This window comes from Mycobacterium sp. NTMscope_Eco_3, from assembly GCF_976985685.1.
In genome coordinates, this window is record NZ_CDRJYZ010000001.1 from 929,540 (window position 1) to 948,132 (window position 18,593).

Sequence of the window (18,593 nt, forward strand, 5' to 3'; positions counted from 1 at the left end):
GATGGTCGCGCTGGGCGGGCGTGCCCGGGATCAGTGCCCGGGCGTATTGCCGATCAGTTCGACCGCGTTGCCGTTCCAATGGAACTTCACGTCGGTGTTCAAGCCCTTGATCCCGCCCGGGTAGGTCAACGCCACGGTGTCGCCCGTGGTTTGCGCCGGGTCGATGCCGTTGAAGCCGTAGGTGTCGGGGACACCCTGCGGGATGAATTGGCCGAGGTGGAACAGCACCGCGCGGGTGGTCGGGCTGACCGCGTTGGTGTTGGCCTTGATGATCACCGCCGAGAGCTGCGCGCACTGGTTGTAGTTGCCGGCCAGCGGCTCGGGATTCCACGGCTGCTGGCTGCGCGGGTCGCGCGGCAGTTCGGACACCACCTTCGCGATGGTGGGCGAGGCGAGATTGACCGCGCATGGATCGGCCGGTGGCGCGTTGCCGGGCTGGGCAGCCGGCGACGGCGTGGCCGGGGCAGTGATCGACGGGGTTTCCGACGTCCTGGCCTGCGGTGTCTTTGCGACGGTGGAATCTCCTGAACCGCAGCCGGTCAAGGTGATGGCGATTAATGCAACAGCGGCCGAGCAGGTCAGTGGCTCGGTACGACACGGTAGCGACCACACATCGACGCACCGTACCGTCATCGGCTCCGCGGGTGTGGCAGGCGTGGCCGGGCCCCGCTCGGCTGTGCTGATGATCACGCGGACCGCCGGACGGCCGGTCACCACTAGACTCCTTGGGCGATGACCCTCTCAGACAGCTCGACCGGGGCTGCCTCTCCGACGTTTGCCGACCTGCAGATCCACCCTTCGGTGCTGCGGGCGGTCGCTGACGTCGGTTACGAATCACCCACCGGCATCCAGGCCGCGACGATCCCGGCGCTGATGGCGGGCTCGGACGTCGTCGGACTGGCGCAGACCGGCACCGGCAAGACCGCCGCGTTCGCGATCCCGATCCTGTCCAAAATCGACGTCACCAGCAACGCCACCCAGGCCCTGGTGCTCGCCCCGACCCGGGAACTGGCCCTGCAGGTTGCCGAGGCGTTCAGTCGGTACGGTGCCCACCTGCCCAAGATCAACGTGCTGCCGATCTACGGCGGCTCGTCCTACAGCGTGCAGCTGGCCGGGCTGCGCCGCGGCGCCCACGTGGTGGTCGGGACGCCCGGTCGGGTGATCGACCACCTCGAACGGGGGACGCTGGACCTGTCCCACGTCGACTACCTGGTGCTCGACGAGGCCGACGAGATGCTCACCATGGGCTTCGCCGAAGAAGTCGACCGCATCCTGTCCGAGACCCCGGAATACAAACAGGTGGCTTTGTTCTCCGCGACCATGCCGCCCGCGATCCGAAAGCTCACCACCAAGTACCTGCACGATCCGCTCGAGGTCAGCACCAAGGCGAAAACCGCTACCGCCGAGAACATTTCGCAGCGCTACATCCAGGTCGCCGGCCCCCGCAAGATGGACGCGCTGACCCGGGTCCTCGAAGTCGAGCCGTTCGAAGCGATGATCATCTTCGTCAGGACCAAACAGGCCACCGAGGAAGTCGCCGAAAAGCTCAGGGCGCGAGGTTTCTCCGCGGCCGCCATCAACGGCGACATCGCCCAGGCGCAGCGCGAGCGGACCGTCGCCGCCCTGAAGGACGGCAGCATCGACATCCTGGTTGCCACCGACGTGGCCGCGCGCGGGCTCGACGTGGAGCGGATCTCGCACGTGCTCAACTACGACATCCCGCACGACACCGAGTCGTACGTGCACCGGATCGGGCGCACCGGCAGGGCCGGACGTTCGGGAACCGCGCTGCTCTTCGTCTCCCCGCGAGAGCGCCACCTGCTCAAGGCGATCGAAAAGGCCACGCGGCAAACGCTCACCGAAACCGAGTTGCCCACCGTCGAGGACGTCAACGCGCAGCGGGTGGCCAAGTTCGCCGATTCGATCACCAACGCGCTCGGGGCCCCCGGCATTGACCTGTTCCGCAAGCTGGTCCAGGACTACGAACGCGAGCACGACACCCCGATGGCCGATATCGCCGCCGCGCTGGCCTTGCAGTCCCGCGACGGCGAGGCGTTCCTGATGGCACCCGAACCTCCGCCCGAGCGACGCGAGCGGCGCACCGAACGGCGCGATCGGCCCGAAAAGCCAAGGTCGACACGGCCGTTCGCCACCTACCGCATCGCGGTGGGCAAGCGCCACAAGATCGGTCCGGGGGCGATCGTGGGCGCCATCGCCAACGAGGGAGGGCTGCATCGCAGCGATTTCGGCCACATCTCGATCGGGCCGGATTTCTCGCTGGTGGAACTGCCGGCCAAGTTGCCCCAATCGACGTTCAAAAGGCTTGAGCAGACCCGCATTTCGGGGGTGTTGATCAACCTTCAGCCGGACAGGTCCTCCGCCAAGGCCCGCGGCGGCCGCGACGGCGGGAAACCGCGCAGGAAACACGGCGGATGACGCTGTCTGAAGAACAGGACGCCCAGGGCGGGCTCGAGCAGACCTCCCGCGTCGACCGCGTCGCCTCGCTGACCGGCGTCCGCGCCGTCGCCGCGCTGCTCGTCGTCGGCACCCACGCGGCCTACACCACCGGCAAATACACACACGGCTATTGGGGCCTGGTCGGTTCCCGGATGGAGATCGGGGTGCCGATCTTCTTCGTGCTCTCCGGTTACCTGTTGTTCCGTCCGTGGGTGAAATCCGCCGCAACGGGTGGCCCGCCGCCGTCGCTGAGTCGCTATGCGTGGCACCGGGTTCGGCGCATCATGCCCGCCTACGTCATCACCGTGCTGTTCGCCTACGTGCTGTATCACTACCGCGAGGCGGGGCCAAACCCCGGACACTCGTGGCTCGGGCTGGCGCGCAACCTGACGCTGACCCAGATCTACTGCAACGGCTACCTGGGCAAGTATCTGCACCAGGGGCTGACCCAGATGTGGAGCCTGGCCGTGGAGGCCTCGTTCTACGTCATCCTTCCGCTGCTGGCCTACCTGCTGCTGGTGCTGATCTGCCGGCGGCAGTGGCAGCCGAAATTGGTGCTGGGCGCCCTGGCGGGGATGCTGTTGATCAGCCCGGCGTGGTTGGTTCTCGTGCACACCGATCACTGGTTTCCCGACGGTGCCCGGCTATGGCTGCCTACCTACCTGGCCTGGTTCCTCGCCGGCATGATGCTCACGGTGTTGCAAGAGATGGGTGTGCGCGGCTACGGGTTCGTGGCCATCCCGCTGGCGATCATCAGCTATTTCATCGTCTCCACTCCCATCGCCGGCGCGCCCACCACCTCCCCGGCAACCCTGAGCGAAGCGTTGTTCAAGACCTGTTTTTACGCCGTGATCGCCGCGCTGGCGGTGGCGCCGCTGGCGCTGGGGGACCACGGATGGTATTCGCGGCTCCTGGCCAGCCGCCCCATGGTGTGGCTGGGGGAGATCTCCTACGAAATCTTCCTGATCCACCTGATCACCATGGAATTCGCGATGGACTACGTGGTGGGCGCGCGCGTCTACACCGGGCCGATGCTGTACCTGTTCATCGCGACGCTGGTGCTGACGATCCCGTTGGCATGGCTGCTGCACCGTTTCACGCGCGTCCGCGACTGAGCCCACAGATCGACAAAGATAGGTTACCCTTACCTAAGTTCAACTTGAGGAAAGGGCATCCGACGCATGAGCGATCACCAGGCTTCACGGGGATGGACCGGCACGGTGCTCAAGCTGCTGGGGGCCGGCGATTACCGGCTCACCGTGACCGCCCGCCGCGAGATCACCCCGCACTACCTGCGCCTGAGCTTCGCCGATGGCGGATTGCTCGGCCAACACGGGGTCCATCCCACGATGTGGGTACGGCTGTGGTTCGCCGACGGCGACAAACTGCACCAGCGCGGATACACGCTGGTGGACCCTGACCCGGCGGCCGGCGCACTGGACATCGAGTTCGCTCTGCACGACGGCACCGCGTCGCGGTGGGCGCGAACGGCGCAACCCGGCGACACGATCGACGCCACCGTGCTCGGCAGCAGGTTCGCCGTTCCCGATCCGGCCCCAGCCGGCTACGTCATCGTCGGGGACTGCGCGTCGCTGCCGGCGATCAACTCGCTGCTCACCTCGATCGGTGAGGTGCCGGCGCGGGTCTTCTTGGAGGCGGGCCACGAGGGTGACAAAGACCTGCCGGTGGCGCGTTGCGCCGATGTCATCTGGGTGGACCGCAAGGATGCCGGTCAGGCCTTGCTGGAGGCGGTGCGGTCGGCGGCCTTTGACGCCGGGGACCACTTCGGTTGGGTGGCCTGCGACAACCGCACCACCCGCTCGGTTGCCAAAGCGTTGCGGGAGGACTTCGGTATCCCGCGCAAATCGATTAAGGCGCAAGCCTATTGGGTGGCCTGATGAAGGAGAGGGGGACGGCTGCCAGCTAGCGGCGGGCGCTTGCCGGGGCGATGATCGGGACGACGAACTCCTCGATCATCGCCCGCTCCTCGTTATCGTCGCGGCCCGGATACATCAGCATCGACACGATCACCCGGACCACCCAGCGCGCCCGGCGCTCGACGATCGCGGGATCGTCGGCCCCCAGAGAGTGCAGGAACGCCGCCGCCAGGGCCGCGATGACGTCGGACTGGCCTGCCAACTCGCCGCCGACCGGCGGGCGGCTCGTCGCGAACCAAGACGCAAGCGCGGGACTCTCGCGCACCATCCCCAAGGTGACGAGAATGCTCACGATCAGCCGTTCGTGCGGGTCCTCGATGCCGCCGGTGCGCGCGAGGATCTCGCGGCCCAGTCGGTGGGTCTCACGGTGCACATAGGCGGTGCGCAGGGCCTCGCGGTTCTCGAAGTACCGGTACAGCGTCGCGCGGGAACACCCCGCGGCCCTGGCGATCTCGTTCATGCCGATCGAACCCGAGTCGCGCACGGTGTAAAGCTCCTCCGCCGCGTCGAGTATCCGGTCGACGGCCGCCTCGTTGCGGCGCGAGGAAAGCCAGTCGTTACCCGCCATCAGGACCGCATTCGGATCGGCACCGACAGCTGCCGCCGCACGTAACTGCCGCCGGCCCAGACGATGCCCGCCTCGTCGACCTCGAAGTCCGGACACCGCGCCAGCAGTTCGGTGAGCGCCACCCGGGACTGCATCCGGGCCGCGGCGGCGCCCAGGCAGTGGTGCGCTCCGTGGCTGAACGTCAAAATGTTGCGCGGGCATCGCGTCACGTCGAGTTCGGCGGCGTCCGGCCCGTATTGGCGTTCGTCGCGGTTGGCCGACCCGTACAGCAGCAGCGCCCGACGCCCGGCGGGAATGGTGGTGTCGCCGATCGTCACGTCGCGGGTGGTCGTGCGCGCCAACCCCTGGACCGGTGAGGTCATCCGTAGCAACTCTTCGACGGCGTCGGTGATCAATTCGGGGTTGTCCACCAGAAGCTTTCGCTGGTCGGGCCGCTCGTGCAGCAATGGCATCGACCCGCCGAGCATCCCGGTGACGGTGTCGTTGCCGCCGGTGACCATCGTGAACGTGAAGGCGAGGATCGACAGCGTGCCGGCGATGTCACCGTCGGCTCCGACGCCGGCAGAAACCAGGTGGGAGATGGTGTCGTCCTCGGGTTCGGTGCGACGCCATTCGATCAGGCCGGTGAAGTAGGCCATCATCGACCCGACCGCATCGCCGACGGTTTCCAGCGCGCCCGCGACGCCGCCCTCGGCGGTGTTGGCCGCGACGATCGCCTGGGTCCATCCGTCGAACTGCGCCCAATCCTCTTCGGGCACACCCAGATAATGCGCGACCACCATCGACGGCAGCGGTTTGAAAAGCTCGGTGACGATGTCACCGCCGCCGGCCGCGCGCAACCCCTCGATGCGCTCGACGACGAAATCCCGCACCTTGGGTTCCACCGCCTCGACCTGTCGCGGCGTGAACCCACGCGACACCAGCTTGCGGAACTCGGTGTGCACTGGCGGATCCTGCATCACAAACGGCGGATTGTCCTGCAGCCCAATCAATTCCAGATCGTCATAGTTGACGGTCAGGCCCTTTGCCGAGGAGAAGGTTTCGTGGTCCCGTGCCGCGGCCCACACATCGGCGTGCCGGGACAACACGTAGTAGTCGTCCGCGGGGGATTTCGGGGGAACGACGTGGTGCACGGGATCGTGGTCGCGCAGGGCGCGGTACATCGGCCACGGGTTCGGCCAGGTGGCGGCGGTCGCGAGCTGGAATGCGACCGGCACGTTCTGGGACATAACAGTAGCCATGTCTCATTCGTACGACAGTGGTAGCAATATGTCAACCGTCGCTGGCGACGACAGCGCGGCCAGCTTCACGTTCGGGACCGAGCGTGCGGCCAGCTTCACGCTCGACCAGCGGCTCGCCGCCGAGCCAAACCAGAACTAGATGCCCGACCCTGGGTTGAGGATGCCGAGCGGATCCAGCGCCTGCTTGATGCGCCGGTTGAGGTCCATCACGTCCGGCCCCAGATAGCCCGCCAGCCAGGGCCGCTTCAGCCGGCCGACGCCGTGCTCGCCGGTGATCGTGCCGCCGAGCCCCACGGCCAGATCCATGATCTCGCCGAACGCCAGGTGCGCGCGCTCGGTCATGTCGGCGTCGGCGGGGTCATAGACGATCAGCGGGTGGGTGTTGCCGTCGCCGGCGTGCGCGATCACCGAGATCATCAGGTCGCGTTCGGCGGCGATGCCCGCGATCCCGGTGACCAGCCGGCCGAGCGCCGGAAGCGGCACGCCTACGTCCTCGAGCAACAGCGATCCCTTGGCTTCGACGGCCGGGATGCAAAACCGCCGCGCGACGACGAACGCTTCGCCCTCATCGGGATCGTCGGTCGAAAACACTTCCGTCGCAGCGCTTTCCGCGAACACCTTGGCCATGATCTCGGCGTCCTCGCTACCGGCGCGGCCGCGCTCGTCGGACCCGGCCACCAGCATGGCCGCCGCCCCGCGATCCAGGTCCATGCGCAGGGTGTCTTCGACGGCGTTGATCGCCGTCGAATCCATGAACTCCAGCATCGACGGGCGAAGCCGCGCGGTGACGGCGAGCACCGCGTCGACCGCGTCCTGCACCGACGCGAAGCTGGCGACGACGATGCTGGACGCGTTCTGCTTGGGTACCAGCCGCAGCGTCACCTCCGTAACGACCCCCAGCGTGCCTTCGCTGCCGACGAAGAGCTTGGTCAACGACAGGCCCGCGACGTCCTTGAGTCGCGGCCCGCCCAACCGGACCGCGGTGCCGTCGGCCAGCACCACCTGCATGCCCAGCACATAGTCGGTGGTGACGCCGTACTTCACGCAGCACAGCCCGCCGGCGTTGGTGGCGATGTTGCCGCCGATGCTGCAGATCTCGAACGAGGACGGATCCGGCGGATACCACAGGCCGTGTTCGGCGGCGGCCTTTTTCACCTCCGCGTTGAACAGCCCGGGCTGACATACCGCGGTGCGGGTCACCGGGTCGACGGCGACGTCGCGCATCTTCTCCATCGAGAGCACGATGCCGTTATCCAGCGCGGTCGCCCCGCCGGACAAACCGCTGCCAGCGCCCCGGGGCACGACCGGAACCCGGTTCGCTGTGGCCCAGCGCAACACGGTCTGCACCTCTTCGGTGCGCCGCGGCCGGACCACGGCCAGCGGTTTGCCGGCCGAAGGGTCGAACGCGCGGTCCTGGCGATAGCCCTCGGTCACGGTGGGATCGGTGACGACCATCCCGTCGGGCAGGTCGGCGATCAGGCTGGCCAGGGCGTCGGAGCTCACGGCCCGATAGTAAGCCCGTGTCGCGGCCCCGGACGGCGCCCGGGTCGGCACGACGTGGCCGCTGAATGCAGGATGTTCATGTGCTCGACCACCCGCGTACCGGCCAGCCGTTCGACTCTCCGGTCGGCGCGGGCACCGGATGGCCGGGTGATCCGGCCACACCGCAGACCCCGGTAGCGGCCGATGCCGCCCAGGTCGTCGCGCTCGCGCAACGCGCCACCTCGATCCCCGAACTCGACGCCCTGGTCAGCGTGTGCCGGGCCTGCCCGCGGTTGGTCGATTGGCGCGAGGAGGTCGCGCTCATCAAACGGCGGGCCTTCGCCGACCAACCGTATTGGGGCCGGCCGGTGCCCAGCTGGGGAGCGGCGCGGCCCCGGCTGTTGATCGTCGGGCTGGCGCCCGCCGCGCACGGCGCCAACCGCACCGGCCGGATGTTCACCGGCGACCGCTCGGGCGACCAGTTGTACGCGGCGCTGTACCGGGCCGGACTGGTGAACCAGCCGACCAGCGTCGACGCCGCGGATGGCTTGCAGACCAAGCAGATTCGCATCGTCGCCCCGGTGCGGTGCGCGCCGCCCGCCAACGCCCCGACCCCGACCGAGCGGGACACCTGCTGGCCCTGGCTGCAAGCCGAATGGCAGCTGGTGGCCGACCACGTTCGCGTGGTCGTGGCCCTCGGAGGTTTCGGGTGGCAGATCGCGCTGCGGCTGCCGGGTCCCTCCGCTACAAGAGCGGGGCGCAAGCCCCGGTTCGGTCACGGCGTCGTTGCCGACCTGGCGCCCGGCGTGCGGTTGCTCGGCTGCTACCACCCGAGCCAGCAAAACATGTTCACCGGTAGGTTGACTCCAGCAATGCTTGACGACGTCTTCCGCGACGCGAAAGAACTGGCAGGGATCAAGTGAGCGAGGTTCTGGTTTCCGGTGCCAGCGTGGCGGGCACGGCGGCCGCGTTTTGGCTTGGGCGGCACGGCCATTCGGTGACGGTGGTGGAGCGTCATCGCGGGCCGCGCCCGGGCGGCCAGGCGATCGACGTGCGCGGCCCGGCGCTGACCGTACTCGACCGCATGGGGCTGCTGGCCGCCGCCGAGAAGCGCAGGACGCAAATCCGCGGCTCCTCCGTCGTCGACCGTGACGGCAATGAACTGTCCCGCGACACCGAGTCGACTCCGACCGGCGGACGCATCGACAGTCCCGACATCGAACTGCTGCGCGACGACTTGGTCGAATTGCTTTACGGCGCAAGCCAATGGACCACCGACTACCTTTTCGACGACAGCATCACCGCGCTGGAGGACGTTGGTGCGGCCGTCCGCGTCACCTTCGAGCGCGCCGCGCCACGCGAATTCGACCTCGTCATCGGTGCCGACGGATTGCACTCCAACGTACGGCGATTGGTGTTCGGGCCGGAGGAGAATTTCATCGAGCGGCTGGGCACGCACGCGGCGATCTTCACCGTGCCCAATTTCTTGGACCTGGATTACTGGCAGATGTGGCACTACGGGGACTCCACCATGGCGGGGATCTACAGCGCGCGTAACAACGCCGAGGCCCGGGCCATGTTGGGTTTCATGGAGCCAGAGCTGCGGATCGACTACCGCGACACCGAGGCCCAATTCGGCGAGCTGGAGCGGCGGATGGCCGGTGAAGGATGGGTCCGCCCGCAACTGCTGGAGTACATGCGGACCGCGCCGGATTTCTACTTCGACGAGATGTCGCAGATCAAGATGGACCGCTGGTCACGCGGCCGGGTGGCGCTGGTCGGCGACGCCGGGTACTGCTGCTCGCCCCTGTCGGGTCAGGGAACCAGCGTCGCGCTGCTGGGCGCCTACGTGCTGGCCGGCGAGCTCAAGTCCGCCTCCCAGGACGGGACAGCCGATTACGAACGCGGATTCGCCGACTACCAGCGCGAGTTCGGTGACTACGTCCAGCGCAACCAGTGGCTGGTCGTGGACAACATTCCGGGCGGCGCACCGATACCGCAAGTGGTGTTCGACCGTATCGTCTCCTCGATCACCCTCAAGGACTACTAGGGCGGGTTCGGGAACGTTTGCCGGGCCGCGCACGTTGACGCCATCGTGCGTCTTTCCGTCCTTGATCTCATCCCGGTGCGCACCGACCAGACGACCGGCGACGCCCTGGCGGCCACCGTGCAGCTGGCGCAGGCCGCGGATCGGTTGGGCTTTACCCGCTACTGGGTCGCCGAGCACCACAACATGCCTTCGGTCGGCGCCACCAGCCCGCCGGTGGTGCTCGCCTATCTTGCCCCGCAGACCTCGCAGCTACGGCTCGGCTCGGGCGGGGTGATGCTGCCCAACCACGCGCCGCTGGCGGTGGCCGAACAATTCGCGCTGCTGGAGGCGGCCGCCCCGGGTCGCATCGACCTCGGCATCGGCCGGGCGCCGGGATCCGACCCGGTGACCTCATATGCGCTGCGGGGTGGGCATGACGGTCGGGACATCGAGAACTTCCCCGAATACCTCGACGACGTGGCGGCGCTGATGAGCGCGCGCGGCGTGCGGGTTGCGCTGCGCTCCGGCGACTACACGCTCAAGGCCACCCCGGCCGCCGCGACCGAACCGCGCCTGTGGCTACTGGGTTCGTCGATGTATTCGGCGCATCTGGCCGCCGCCAAGGGGTTGCCGTACGTCTTCGCACATCACTTCTCCGGCAGGGGAACCGAAGAGGCGCTCGAGGTTTACCGCTCCCGCTTCAAGCCCAGTGCCGTGGCCGCCGAGCCGCGGACGTTTTTGACGGTCAACGCGGCGGTGGCCGAAACCCGGGAGGAGGCAACGGCGTTGATGTTGCCCAACCTGCAGATGATGGCCAGGCTGCGCACCGGGCAGCCGCTTGGGCCGGTGCCGCTGGTGGAGGAGGCGGCGACGGCCGAGCTGACGGGACCGCAGCAGGGGATCGTCGAGAGTGGTCTGCGACGGGCCGTCCTGGGTGCGCCGGCGGAGGCCGCCGAGCAGATCCGGGCGCTTGCCAAAGGGTTCGGCGTCGACGAGGTGATGGTGAACCCGGTGGCTTCGGCCCGCCGCGGCACCGACCCCGACGCCGCACCGGCGCGCGTCGCGACGCTGGAGCTGCTGGCCAAAGAGTTGTTCTGAGCCCCGCTCAGGCCCGCGGGTTGGACTGGCTGGGGCGGGGTTCGGGTGCGTTGTCGGCCATCCAGTGCCGCAACTCTTCCGGAGGCATGGGCGGGCTGTGCACGAAACCCTGGGTGATCATGCAACCATACCGGTGCAGGGCGTTCAGCGTGGTCTCGTTTTCGACGCCCTCGGCGACCAGGTCGGCGCCCAGGTTGTGCGCGAGCGCCACGGTCGAGCGCACGATGGCGACCGATCGCGTGTCGTGGGCCAGGCGGGTTACGAAAATCCGGTCGAGTTTGAGCTCGTCGACCGAAACCTCTTGCAGGCGAGCCAATGACGACCAGCCGGTGCCGTAGTCGTCGATCGATATGCGAATTCCCAGGCGTTGCAATGCGGCGACGGTGTTGCGGGATCGCGCGGAATCCATCAGCGCGCTCTCGGTGATCTCGAGGATGAGCGCGTCTGCGGGCAGGTCATAATTTGCGAGCAGCCGCTCGACGGTACCGACGAGCTCGATGTCGAGCAGGTTGGTCGTCGACAGGTTCACCGCGACGGTGAGCGTGATGCCCTGCTCACGCCAGCACCGGACCTGTTTGAGAGCCATGCTCAGTGTGCGGTTGGAGATCTTGCGCATCAGTCCGGCGCGTTCGGCGATGGGCAGAACCTCCTCGGGCAGCAGGGTTCCGCGGGTGGGGTGCTGCCAGCGCAGCACCGCCTCGACGCTGTGAACGCTGCCGTCGCGCCCGTCGATCTTGGGTTGGTAGTGCAATCTCAGCTCGTCGGTGTCGAACAATGCCGTGCGCAGGTCCTCGATGAGGTCGGGGTCGTTGTTCCGATAAGCCTCGAACGACGAGTCGTACACCGCGATCTTGCTGCGGGCGGATTTGGCGTGCGCCATCGCGGTTTCGGCGCGGCTCAGCAGCTCCTGCGGGCGGTCGCAGTGGTCGGGACACAGCGCGATGGCGATGCGGCCTTCGACTTGGACGGTGATCGGATCCAGGGCGATCGGCTCGCTCAACGACTCCAGCAGCCGGCCCGCCTGGGCGCTGGCGGCGGTGAGGTTGGCCCCGTCCGAGAGCAGCACGGCGAATTGGTCATCACCGACCCGCGCAAGCATGTCGTCGCGGCGGACGCTGCCGGACAATCGGTTTGCGATATGGCACAGCAACTCATCGCCGAATTGGCGACCGATCGAGTCGGTGATCTCGCGAAAATCGCTGAGGCTCAACAACAACAATGCCCGCCGCGCGTGCGCTTTGCTTGGCAGCGACGACGGCCCCGGCGACGCCGAAGCGGGCAACGCGGTCAGCGCCGCCGCCAGTGAATGCCGGTTCGGCAGCGCGGTCAACTCGTCGGTCATGGCGTGCTTGCCGTGCGTGTGCAGCAGGCTCACGTCGCGGAAGGTCAGCGAGAACCGCCCCGTCGCCACGACCAGGCTCAACGCCGCCAGCGTCGCGGCTGGTCGCGAATGATGCGCCAGGACAATCACTCCCAGTGCGACAACCGAGGTCATCGCCGGGGTGATATACGGGCTGAATCGGTACTTGGGCAATGGCGCCGCCGGCGACGAAGGGGACCAGCTGGCCATCGCGATGAGTAACGACGACGCCGGCCAGCAGGCATCCAGCAAGGTGCCGACCCGATACGAGCCGGCGGTCGTCTGGAACAGATACGCCCCGTCCGCCACCGCAAACAAGACGAACCCGGCCACCAGCAGAGCCCAACGAAATTCATTGCGCCAACCGAGTATTGGCAACATGCCGGCGGCCAGGGCCAGGAGCACCAGGTCGATCCAGGGGTAGACCAGGCCCATCCAAACCGTCGCCGGTGTGCGTAACGTCGCCGCGCGCATGGGGCCCTCGGTCAAGGCCACGGCCACCGCCGCCAACGTCAGGGCGCACACCAGCGAGTCGAGCTGGATCGGGATCGGCAGCCGCTTGAACCGTGCCCGCATGAGCAGCAGCAGCCCCGCGTAGACCAAGGGGTAGTACGCCAAGTACACCGGGTCGGCCACCGACGGGGACCGACCGTTGGGCACCCACACGGCGTAGACGATGTCGCCCGCGGCCGAGAACGCCATAGCGGCGGCGATCAGTGACCACGCCAAGCGGTCGCCCGGGACGCGGCACACGCGAAGGGCAACCAGACCGGCCGCCAACACGTTCAGCGCCGAATACAGCGTCGTGGCCGAGAACATGCCATGTCCCGTATCCGGATGTACGACGCTGGACGCGGCGAAGGCGATCACCCCGATGGCCAGCACCGCGAAGCCGGCCTGGACAACGCTCGGCGGTCGACGGGGGGCTTGCGCGACATCGGCGGCGGGCGAGGTCGTGGGTGTTGTCGCGACGTCGGACACGGGCGGCGGCGGTGTCGCCTCGGCGCTGACGGCGACACGCGACGCAACCGCGGAATCCTGCGAACCGGGAGACGGCGGAAAGGCATACGGCAGCGGCCGGTCGGGCATGAAGCTGCGGATGCATTGCCCGCCTTCGCGTTTGGCGGCGTACATGGCGAGGTCGGCATGCCGCAGCAGCTGATCGACCGTGCAGGCCGACGCGCCGGTGCACACCGTGAATCCGATGCTGGGCCGGACGGTGATCGGAATGCCGTCGATCAGAATGGCCCCGGTGAAGGCGTCGAGGATCCGATGCGCGGCCGCCTGCGATTCCGTGACGGAAGCCTCGATGACGGCCGCGAATTCGTCGCCACCAAGGCGGGCGATGGTGCCGGCTTCCCCCAACGCCGCGGTGAGCCGCCCGGCCACCCGGATGAGGAGCTCGTCGCCGGCGGGATGCCCCAGGGCATCGTTGACCGCCTTGAAGTTGTCGAGGTCCAGGCACAACACCGCGATGGGCATGCCGTTGGGATGCCGGCGCGCCACCGCCTGTTCCAGGCGCTGCAGGAAGAGGGCCCGATTCGCCAGACCGGTCAGGTTGTCACGAAAAGCTTCCCGCGCGACTTCCGACAACAGATGCTGGTTGTCGACCAGGACGACGAATTGGCGGGCCAGGACGGCGGCCACCAGTACGCCCAGCGCGGCCAGCATGGGATCGTGCAGCGAATTTCCCGCCGCGTGTGCCCAGACCGCCGCGGCGGCGAGGATCAACGGCAAGTAGGGCAGCCACAGCCGGGCCCGGAATTCGATCTCATCCGGCGATGCCGGCGCGGGACCCTCGTGCACCGCGGACAGCGCCGCGAGCGCCAACAACGCCAGCCCGGCCACGCGGATCAGGTCACCGACACCGCCCGTGTGATAGCTGGCGATGCCGGTATAGAAGACCAGCGCCATGTCGGCGAGGCAGATGGTCGCGACGCCACCGGCGAGCAGGGTGCGGCTCGGCCGGTCACCGGGACGAGCCCGGGACAGCATCAGGATCGCCGTCGTCACCTGGATGATGTCGGCGAAGACCTCCGCCGAGGTCACCAGCCGTGCACCGGAATGCTTTTGCAGCTGCGCTTCGACCACGAACACCCAGGCGATGACGAACAGCGACGTCGCCACGATGAGACCGTCGAGAAGCAGACGCCGGGGACTGTTGCGAGACAACTGGGACAGCAGCACCAACGACGTCATGGCGCCGACCGGCCACAGCAGCAGCACGAACTCTGTCGCCGCGGGGTGGGTGGCGTGGTCGAATTCCGGCCGCACGTCATAAACCGCCCAGATGACCTCCCCGGCCGCCCAACCGAGCAGGGCCGCGACCAGCGCCAGCCAGCCGTATCGTTGCCGCGGGGGCTTGGAGCGGGCCGCGCGCCCGGCGTATGCCGCCGCGACGGCAAGGCACATCGCGATGACGAACCCATTGACCGGGTGCGTCCCGTACGGGCCGCGCCATCCCCAGAACGACGACAGCACGATCAACAACCCGGCTACGCCGTATACGGCGACGAGGAGCCACCCGGCGGGCGCGGGCACCCCCGACCGCCGCCACGGATTCACCGCCCGCCGTTTCATGCCGCTCCAGCCGCTCCCCTGCTGTGTGGTGAAAACGAACAACTTCACCACGAGTTACAGGGCATTAAACCGCTGCGGATGTGCGCTGAGTGTGGCTTTTGCCAGGTTGGTGCGGCCCCTGCCCACCGAGCGGCGGCGGGCGCCGAGCCTAGTCCGGCTGACTTGCGTCGATACGGGCCAGCGCGTTGCGCAGAATCTGGCCGGTGGCGTCGCGGTCCGGGTCGCGGCGCAGCAGCATTCCTTTGGCCACCGACAGCTTGTCGCCGTTGCGGCGCGGCAAGACGTGCAAGTGGATGTGGAACACCGACTGAAAGGCCGCGCTGCCGTCGTTGATGGCGATGTTGGTCGCGTCGGCCAATTCCGTCGTGCGCGCGGCCCGGGCGATGCGTTGGCCCAGGGTGACCATCCCGGCCAGCGTTTCCGGTGCGGTGTCGGTGAGGTCGACGCTGTGCCGCTTGGGCACCACCAGCGTGTGGCCGCGAGTGAACGGGCGGATGTCGAGGATCGCCAGGTAGTCGTCGTCTTCGTAGATCCGGATGGCCGGAGCTTCCCCGGCGACGACCGCACAGAACACGCAGGACATGTCGCCCACGGTACTTGTTGCTGCGCCGCAACCCCGCCGGGACCAGCCAGGGCCCGGCCCGTTTACGGGGTTACGCTGCCGCAGTGACCGACGATCTCGCCTTCGCCGGCACGGCGGCGCAGGCGCGCATGCTGGCCAACGGTGAACTGACCGCACCGGAATTGCTCGAGGTCTACCTGGAGCGGATCGCGCAGCTGGACAGCCAGCTGCGGTGTTACCGCGTGGTGCTCGCCGACCAAGCCCGCTACGAGGCCGCCGTGGCGCAGGACCGCCTGGACGCGGGTGAACGGCTGCCGCTGCTCGGTGTGCCGATCGCGATCAAAGACGACGTCGACGTGGCCGGGGAGGTGACGACCTTCGGTAGCGGCGGGCACCGGCCTGCGGTGAGCTCCGACGCGGAGGTGGTGCGGCGGTTGCGCGCCGCGGGCGCCGTCATCGTCGGCAAAACCAATGTGCCCGAGCTGATGATGCTGCCGTATACCGAGTCGCTGACGTTCGGAGCTACCCGCAATCCGTGGGATCCCAGGCGCACGCCGGGCGGCAGCAGCGGCGGCAGCGCCGCCGCGGTCGCGGCCGGGCTGGCTCCGCTGGCGTTGGGGTCCGACGGGGGCGGGTCGATTCGCATCCCGGCGACCTGGTGCGGCGTGTTCGGCCTGAAGCCGCAACGCGATCGGGTGTCGCTGGAACCCCACGACGACGCCTGGTACGGGTTGAGCGTCAACGGCCCGATCGCCCGCACGGTGATCGACGCGGCCTTGTTCCTGGACGCGACCTCGACGGTGCCCGGCCCGGAGGGGGAGTTCGTGGCCGCGGCGACGCGCAGCCCCGGCCGGCTACGAATTGCGTTGAGCACCAAGGTCCCAACGCCGCTGCCGGTTCGGGTCGGCAAGCGAGAGTTGGCCGCGGTCGACCAGGCCGGCGCGTTGCTTCGCGATCTCGGGCATGACGTCATCACGGCCGACCCGGAATATCCGGCCTCGGCGATCCTCACCAACTACCTGCCCCGCTACTTGCGCGGCATCTGCGACGACGCGGACGCCCTGGCTCATCCGGAACGCTTGGAACCACGCACCCGCAACATGGCCCGCTTGGGATCGTTCTTCTCGGACCGCCGGATGGAGTCCCTCCGGGCGGCCGAAGGAGCCGTGGTCTCGCGGATCCAGGCGATCTTCGACGATGTCGACGTCGTCGTCACGCCCGGAACAGCAACGGGCCCATCCCGTATCGGCGCCTATCAACGGCGCGGTGCCGTGTCGACACTGCTGAGAGTGGGGCAATACGTTCCCTACCAACAGGTCTGGAACCTGACCGGACAGCCCGCGGCGGTGGTTCCGTGGGACTTGGACGCAGACGGTATGCCGATGTCGGTGCAACTCGTCAGCCGGCCTTATGACGAAGCGACGCTGTTGTCGCTGTCGGCGCAGATCGAAGCCGCTCGACCGTGGGCCCTTCGCCGGCCGCCGGTGTCATAAGAGCGGCCCAGCCTCCGCGATCGGCTGGATCTACGCGCGCCGACCCGCTTCGCCCGGCGGCGCCTCCGCGATCACTGCCCACGCCGCGAGCTTCGCGCCCGGCCGCATCACGTGGGCCGGGCTGGTCGACGGCAGCCGGGTGCACCGGATCTCGCTAGGCGATGCCACCCGCCTGCGGTAGAGCTCCGCGGCCTTGACGCCGTTGAAGTACACCGTCGTGAGGGCGGGGTAGTCGGCGAACAGCTCGCCGAAGTCGTTGACCGCCAGGCTGGTTGGGTCGATGGCTGAGTCGGAACTGCCGCGGCGACGACACGCGTGAAGCACATCCCAGAGCGCAATTCCGTGGGATTGCAGTTCGGCCAGGCGCCTGTCGTAGGGCGCGGCGGCATCGAAGCCGAAGAGCTCGCCGGTGATCGACCAGAACGCGTTGCGCGGATTGGCGTAGTACTGGCCCGCCACCAGTGATTGCGCACTGGGAAACGATCCCAGGATCAACGTCCTGGCGCGCTCGTCGATGACCGGCGGGAATCCCCGCAGCAACGGTGTGCTCATCACCTCACATCATGACGCCCCCGCGTTGTACGTTGGCGACGTGCACGACGGGGACGACCACACCATCGAAGACCTGCTCGAAGGGCTCGAGGGAACCGCGCGCACGGAACGGGCCGAACTGGTGCAGTGGCTGCTCGAACAGGGCATCACCGCCGAGGAGATCCGGGCGACCAATCCGCCTCTGTTGCTGGCCACCCGCCACATCATCGGCGACGACGGCACGTACGTGTCGACGCGGGAGATCAGCGAAACCCACGGCATCGACCTGGGATTGCTGCAGCGAGTGCAGCGCGCCATCGGTCTGGTCCGCGTCGACGACCCCGACGCGGCCGTTCACATGCGCGCCGACGGCGAGGCCGCCGCCTTCACCCAGCGGTTCGTCGAGCTGGGACTGGACCCCGAGCACGTGGTTCTCGTGGTTCGGGTGCTCGCCGAAGGTCTGTCGCGCACCGCCGAGGTGATGCGGTATTCGGCGCTTTCGGCGATCATGCGCCCGGGTGCCAGCGAGCTCGAAATCGCCCAAGCGTCAAAGGCTTTGGTGACCAAAATCGCGCCCATGGTGGGCCCGATGATCCAGCACATGTTGTTCATGCAGCTGCGCCACATGCTGGAGACTGAAGCGGTCAACGCCGCGGAGCGCGCCGCCGGCGAGCCGCTGCCGGGCGCGCGCCAAATCAGCGTCGCCTTCGCCGACCTGGTCGGCTTCACCCGGATCGGTGAGGCGGTCACGCCCGAAGAGCTGGGGCATTTGGCCAACCGGCTGGCCATCCTCGCCCGCGACATGACCGTTCCTCCGGTGCGTTTCATCAAGACCATCGGTGACGCGGTGATGTTCGTCTGCCCCGAGCCGCAACCGTTGCTCGACGTCGTCGTGAAACTAGTCGAAGCGGTCGATTCCGACAACGACTTCCCTCGGTTGCGGGCGGGCGTGGCCTCCGGCATGGCGGTGAGCCGGGCGGGCGATTGGTTCGGCAGTCCGGTCAACGTGGCGAGCCGTGTCACGGGCGTGGCGCGCCCGGGCACGGTGCTGGCGGCGGATTCGGTGTGGGACGTCATTGGGGAGCGCGGTGAGTTTTCGGCATCGTTCGCGGGTTCCCGCCACCTCAAGGGCATCAAGGGCGAGGTCAAACTGTTCCGCATCCGGCGGGGCGACGCCGACGACTGACGGCCGCGGCGGTGCCGGTATGGGCAGGCCCGGTGCGACTCTAGGGGGCGTCTGACTCCGTCTTACGCG

General features: G+C 68.0%; 15 protein-coding genes. 8 read left to right on the plus strand and 7 right to left on the minus strand.

Annotated features, from left to right (window positions below; translation table 11 throughout):
• Window positions 1-30: 30 nt before the first annotated feature.
• Window positions 31-633 carry an LppP/LprE family lipoprotein gene (locus AC0KTM_RS04450; RefSeq protein ID WP_225329983.1) on the minus strand — a complete coding sequence of 201 codons (603 nt, stop codon included), beginning with the start codon at window positions 631-633 and terminating at the stop codon, window positions 31-33.
• Window positions 634-732: 99 nt separating this feature from the next.
• Between AC0KTM_RS04450 and AC0KTM_RS04455 the strand changes: the two genes are divergently transcribed.
• The 3 genes from AC0KTM_RS04455 to AC0KTM_RS04465 all read left to right on the plus strand — a co-directional run bounded on the left by AC0KTM_RS04455 (window position 733) and on the right by AC0KTM_RS04465 (window position 4,355).
• The gene (locus AC0KTM_RS04455) at window positions 733-2,436 is read left to right on the plus strand and encodes a DEAD/DEAH box helicase (protein ID WP_225329977.1); all 1,704 of its coding nucleotides are present in this window, start codon (window positions 733-735) and stop codon (window positions 2,434-2,436) included.
• A complete protein-coding gene (locus AC0KTM_RS04460; protein WP_225329976.1) occupies window positions 2,433-3,572 on the plus strand; it encodes an acyltransferase family protein in 1,140 nt (379 codons plus the stop codon). Before AC0KTM_RS04455 ends, AC0KTM_RS04460 begins: the two co-directional genes overlap by 4 nt.
• Before the next feature lie 66 nt (window positions 3,573-3,638).
• Window positions 3,639-4,355 carry a siderophore-interacting protein gene (locus AC0KTM_RS04465; protein WP_225329975.1) on the plus strand — a complete coding sequence of 239 codons (717 nt, stop codon included), beginning with the start codon at window positions 3,639-3,641 and terminating at the stop codon, window positions 4,353-4,355.
• A 25-nt stretch (window positions 4,356-4,380) separates the two neighbouring features.
• On the opposite strand, the gene AC0KTM_RS04470 is transcribed toward AC0KTM_RS04465, so the two are convergent.
• The 3 genes from AC0KTM_RS04470 to AC0KTM_RS04480 all read right to left on the minus strand — a co-directional run bounded on the left by AC0KTM_RS04470 (window position 4,381) and on the right by AC0KTM_RS04480 (window position 7,706).
• A complete protein-coding gene (locus AC0KTM_RS04470) occupies window positions 4,381-4,962 on the minus strand; it encodes a TetR/AcrR family transcriptional regulator (protein WP_472415051.1) in 582 nt (193 codons plus the stop codon).
• The gene (locus AC0KTM_RS04475) at window positions 4,962-6,203 is read right to left on the minus strand and encodes a cytochrome P450 (protein WP_238958102.1); all 1,242 of its coding nucleotides are present in this window, start codon (window positions 6,201-6,203) and stop codon (window positions 4,962-4,964) included. Before AC0KTM_RS04475 ends, AC0KTM_RS04470 begins: the two co-directional genes overlap by 1 nt.
• Before the next feature lie 135 nt (window positions 6,204-6,338).
• Window positions 6,339-7,706, minus strand: a complete 1,368-nt coding sequence (locus AC0KTM_RS04480) for an FAD-binding oxidoreductase (RefSeq protein ID WP_238958101.1) — start codon at window positions 7,704-7,706, stop codon at window positions 6,339-6,341.
• Window positions 7,707-7,771: 65 nt separating this feature from the next.
• On the opposite strand from AC0KTM_RS04480, the gene AC0KTM_RS04485 reads away from it, so the two are divergent.
• The 3 genes from AC0KTM_RS04485 to AC0KTM_RS04495 are packed head-to-tail and all read left to right on the plus strand — an operon-like array spanning window position 7,772 to window position 10,812.
• Window positions 7,772-8,608, plus strand: coding sequence for a uracil-DNA glycosylase (locus tag AC0KTM_RS04485; RefSeq protein WP_238958100.1), 837 nt, complete (start codon window positions 7,772-7,774; stop codon window positions 8,606-8,608).
• Window positions 8,605-9,735 (plus strand): FAD-binding protein, encoded by a 1,131-nt coding sequence (locus tag AC0KTM_RS04490; protein WP_472415052.1) that lies wholly within the window; start codon window positions 8,605-8,607, stop codon window positions 9,733-9,735. The genes AC0KTM_RS04485 and AC0KTM_RS04490 overlap by 4 nt, the downstream gene beginning before the upstream one ends.
• Window positions 9,736-9,780: 45 nt before the next feature.
• Window positions 9,781-10,812, plus strand: a complete 1,032-nt coding sequence (locus AC0KTM_RS04495) for an LLM class flavin-dependent oxidoreductase (RefSeq protein WP_238958098.1) — start codon at window positions 9,781-9,783, stop codon at window positions 10,810-10,812.
• A 7-nt stretch (window positions 10,813-10,819) separates the two neighbouring features.
• Here the strand turns inward: AC0KTM_RS04495 and AC0KTM_RS04500 are convergent, their stop codons facing one another.
• The gene (locus AC0KTM_RS04500; RefSeq protein WP_472417373.1) at window positions 10,820-14,752 is read right to left on the minus strand and encodes a diguanylate cyclase domain-containing protein; all 3,933 of its coding nucleotides are present in this window, start codon (window positions 14,750-14,752) and stop codon (window positions 10,820-10,822) included.
• 148 nt (window positions 14,753-14,900) lie between these two features.
• On the minus strand, window positions 14,901-15,335 hold the full coding sequence (locus tag AC0KTM_RS04505) for an HIT family protein (protein ID WP_225329968.1): 435 nt from the start codon (window positions 15,333-15,335) through the stop codon (window positions 14,901-14,903).
• An 83-nt stretch (window positions 15,336-15,418) separates the two neighbouring features.
• On the opposite strand from AC0KTM_RS04505, the gene AC0KTM_RS04510 reads away from it, so the two are divergent.
• Entirely contained in the window at window positions 15,419-16,807 is a 1,389-nt protein-coding gene (locus tag AC0KTM_RS04510) for an amidase (RefSeq protein WP_472415054.1), read from the plus strand.
• Window positions 16,808-16,837: 30 nt separating this feature from the next.
• Here AC0KTM_RS04510 and AC0KTM_RS04515 read toward each other — a convergent pair whose 3' ends face one another.
• The gene (locus AC0KTM_RS04515) at window positions 16,838-17,359 is read right to left on the minus strand and encodes a DNA-deoxyinosine glycosylase (RefSeq protein WP_225329966.1); all 522 of its coding nucleotides are present in this window, start codon (window positions 17,357-17,359) and stop codon (window positions 16,838-16,840) included.
• Between AC0KTM_RS04515 and AC0KTM_RS04520 the strand changes: the two genes are divergently transcribed.
• Window positions 17,358-18,524 (plus strand): adenylate cyclase regulatory domain-containing protein, encoded by a 1,167-nt coding sequence (locus AC0KTM_RS04520; protein WP_472417375.1) that lies wholly within the window; start codon window positions 17,358-17,360, stop codon window positions 18,522-18,524. The two genes, AC0KTM_RS04515 and AC0KTM_RS04520, sit on opposite strands and share 2 nt — an antisense overlap.
• Window positions 18,525-18,593 lie beyond the last annotated feature (69 nt).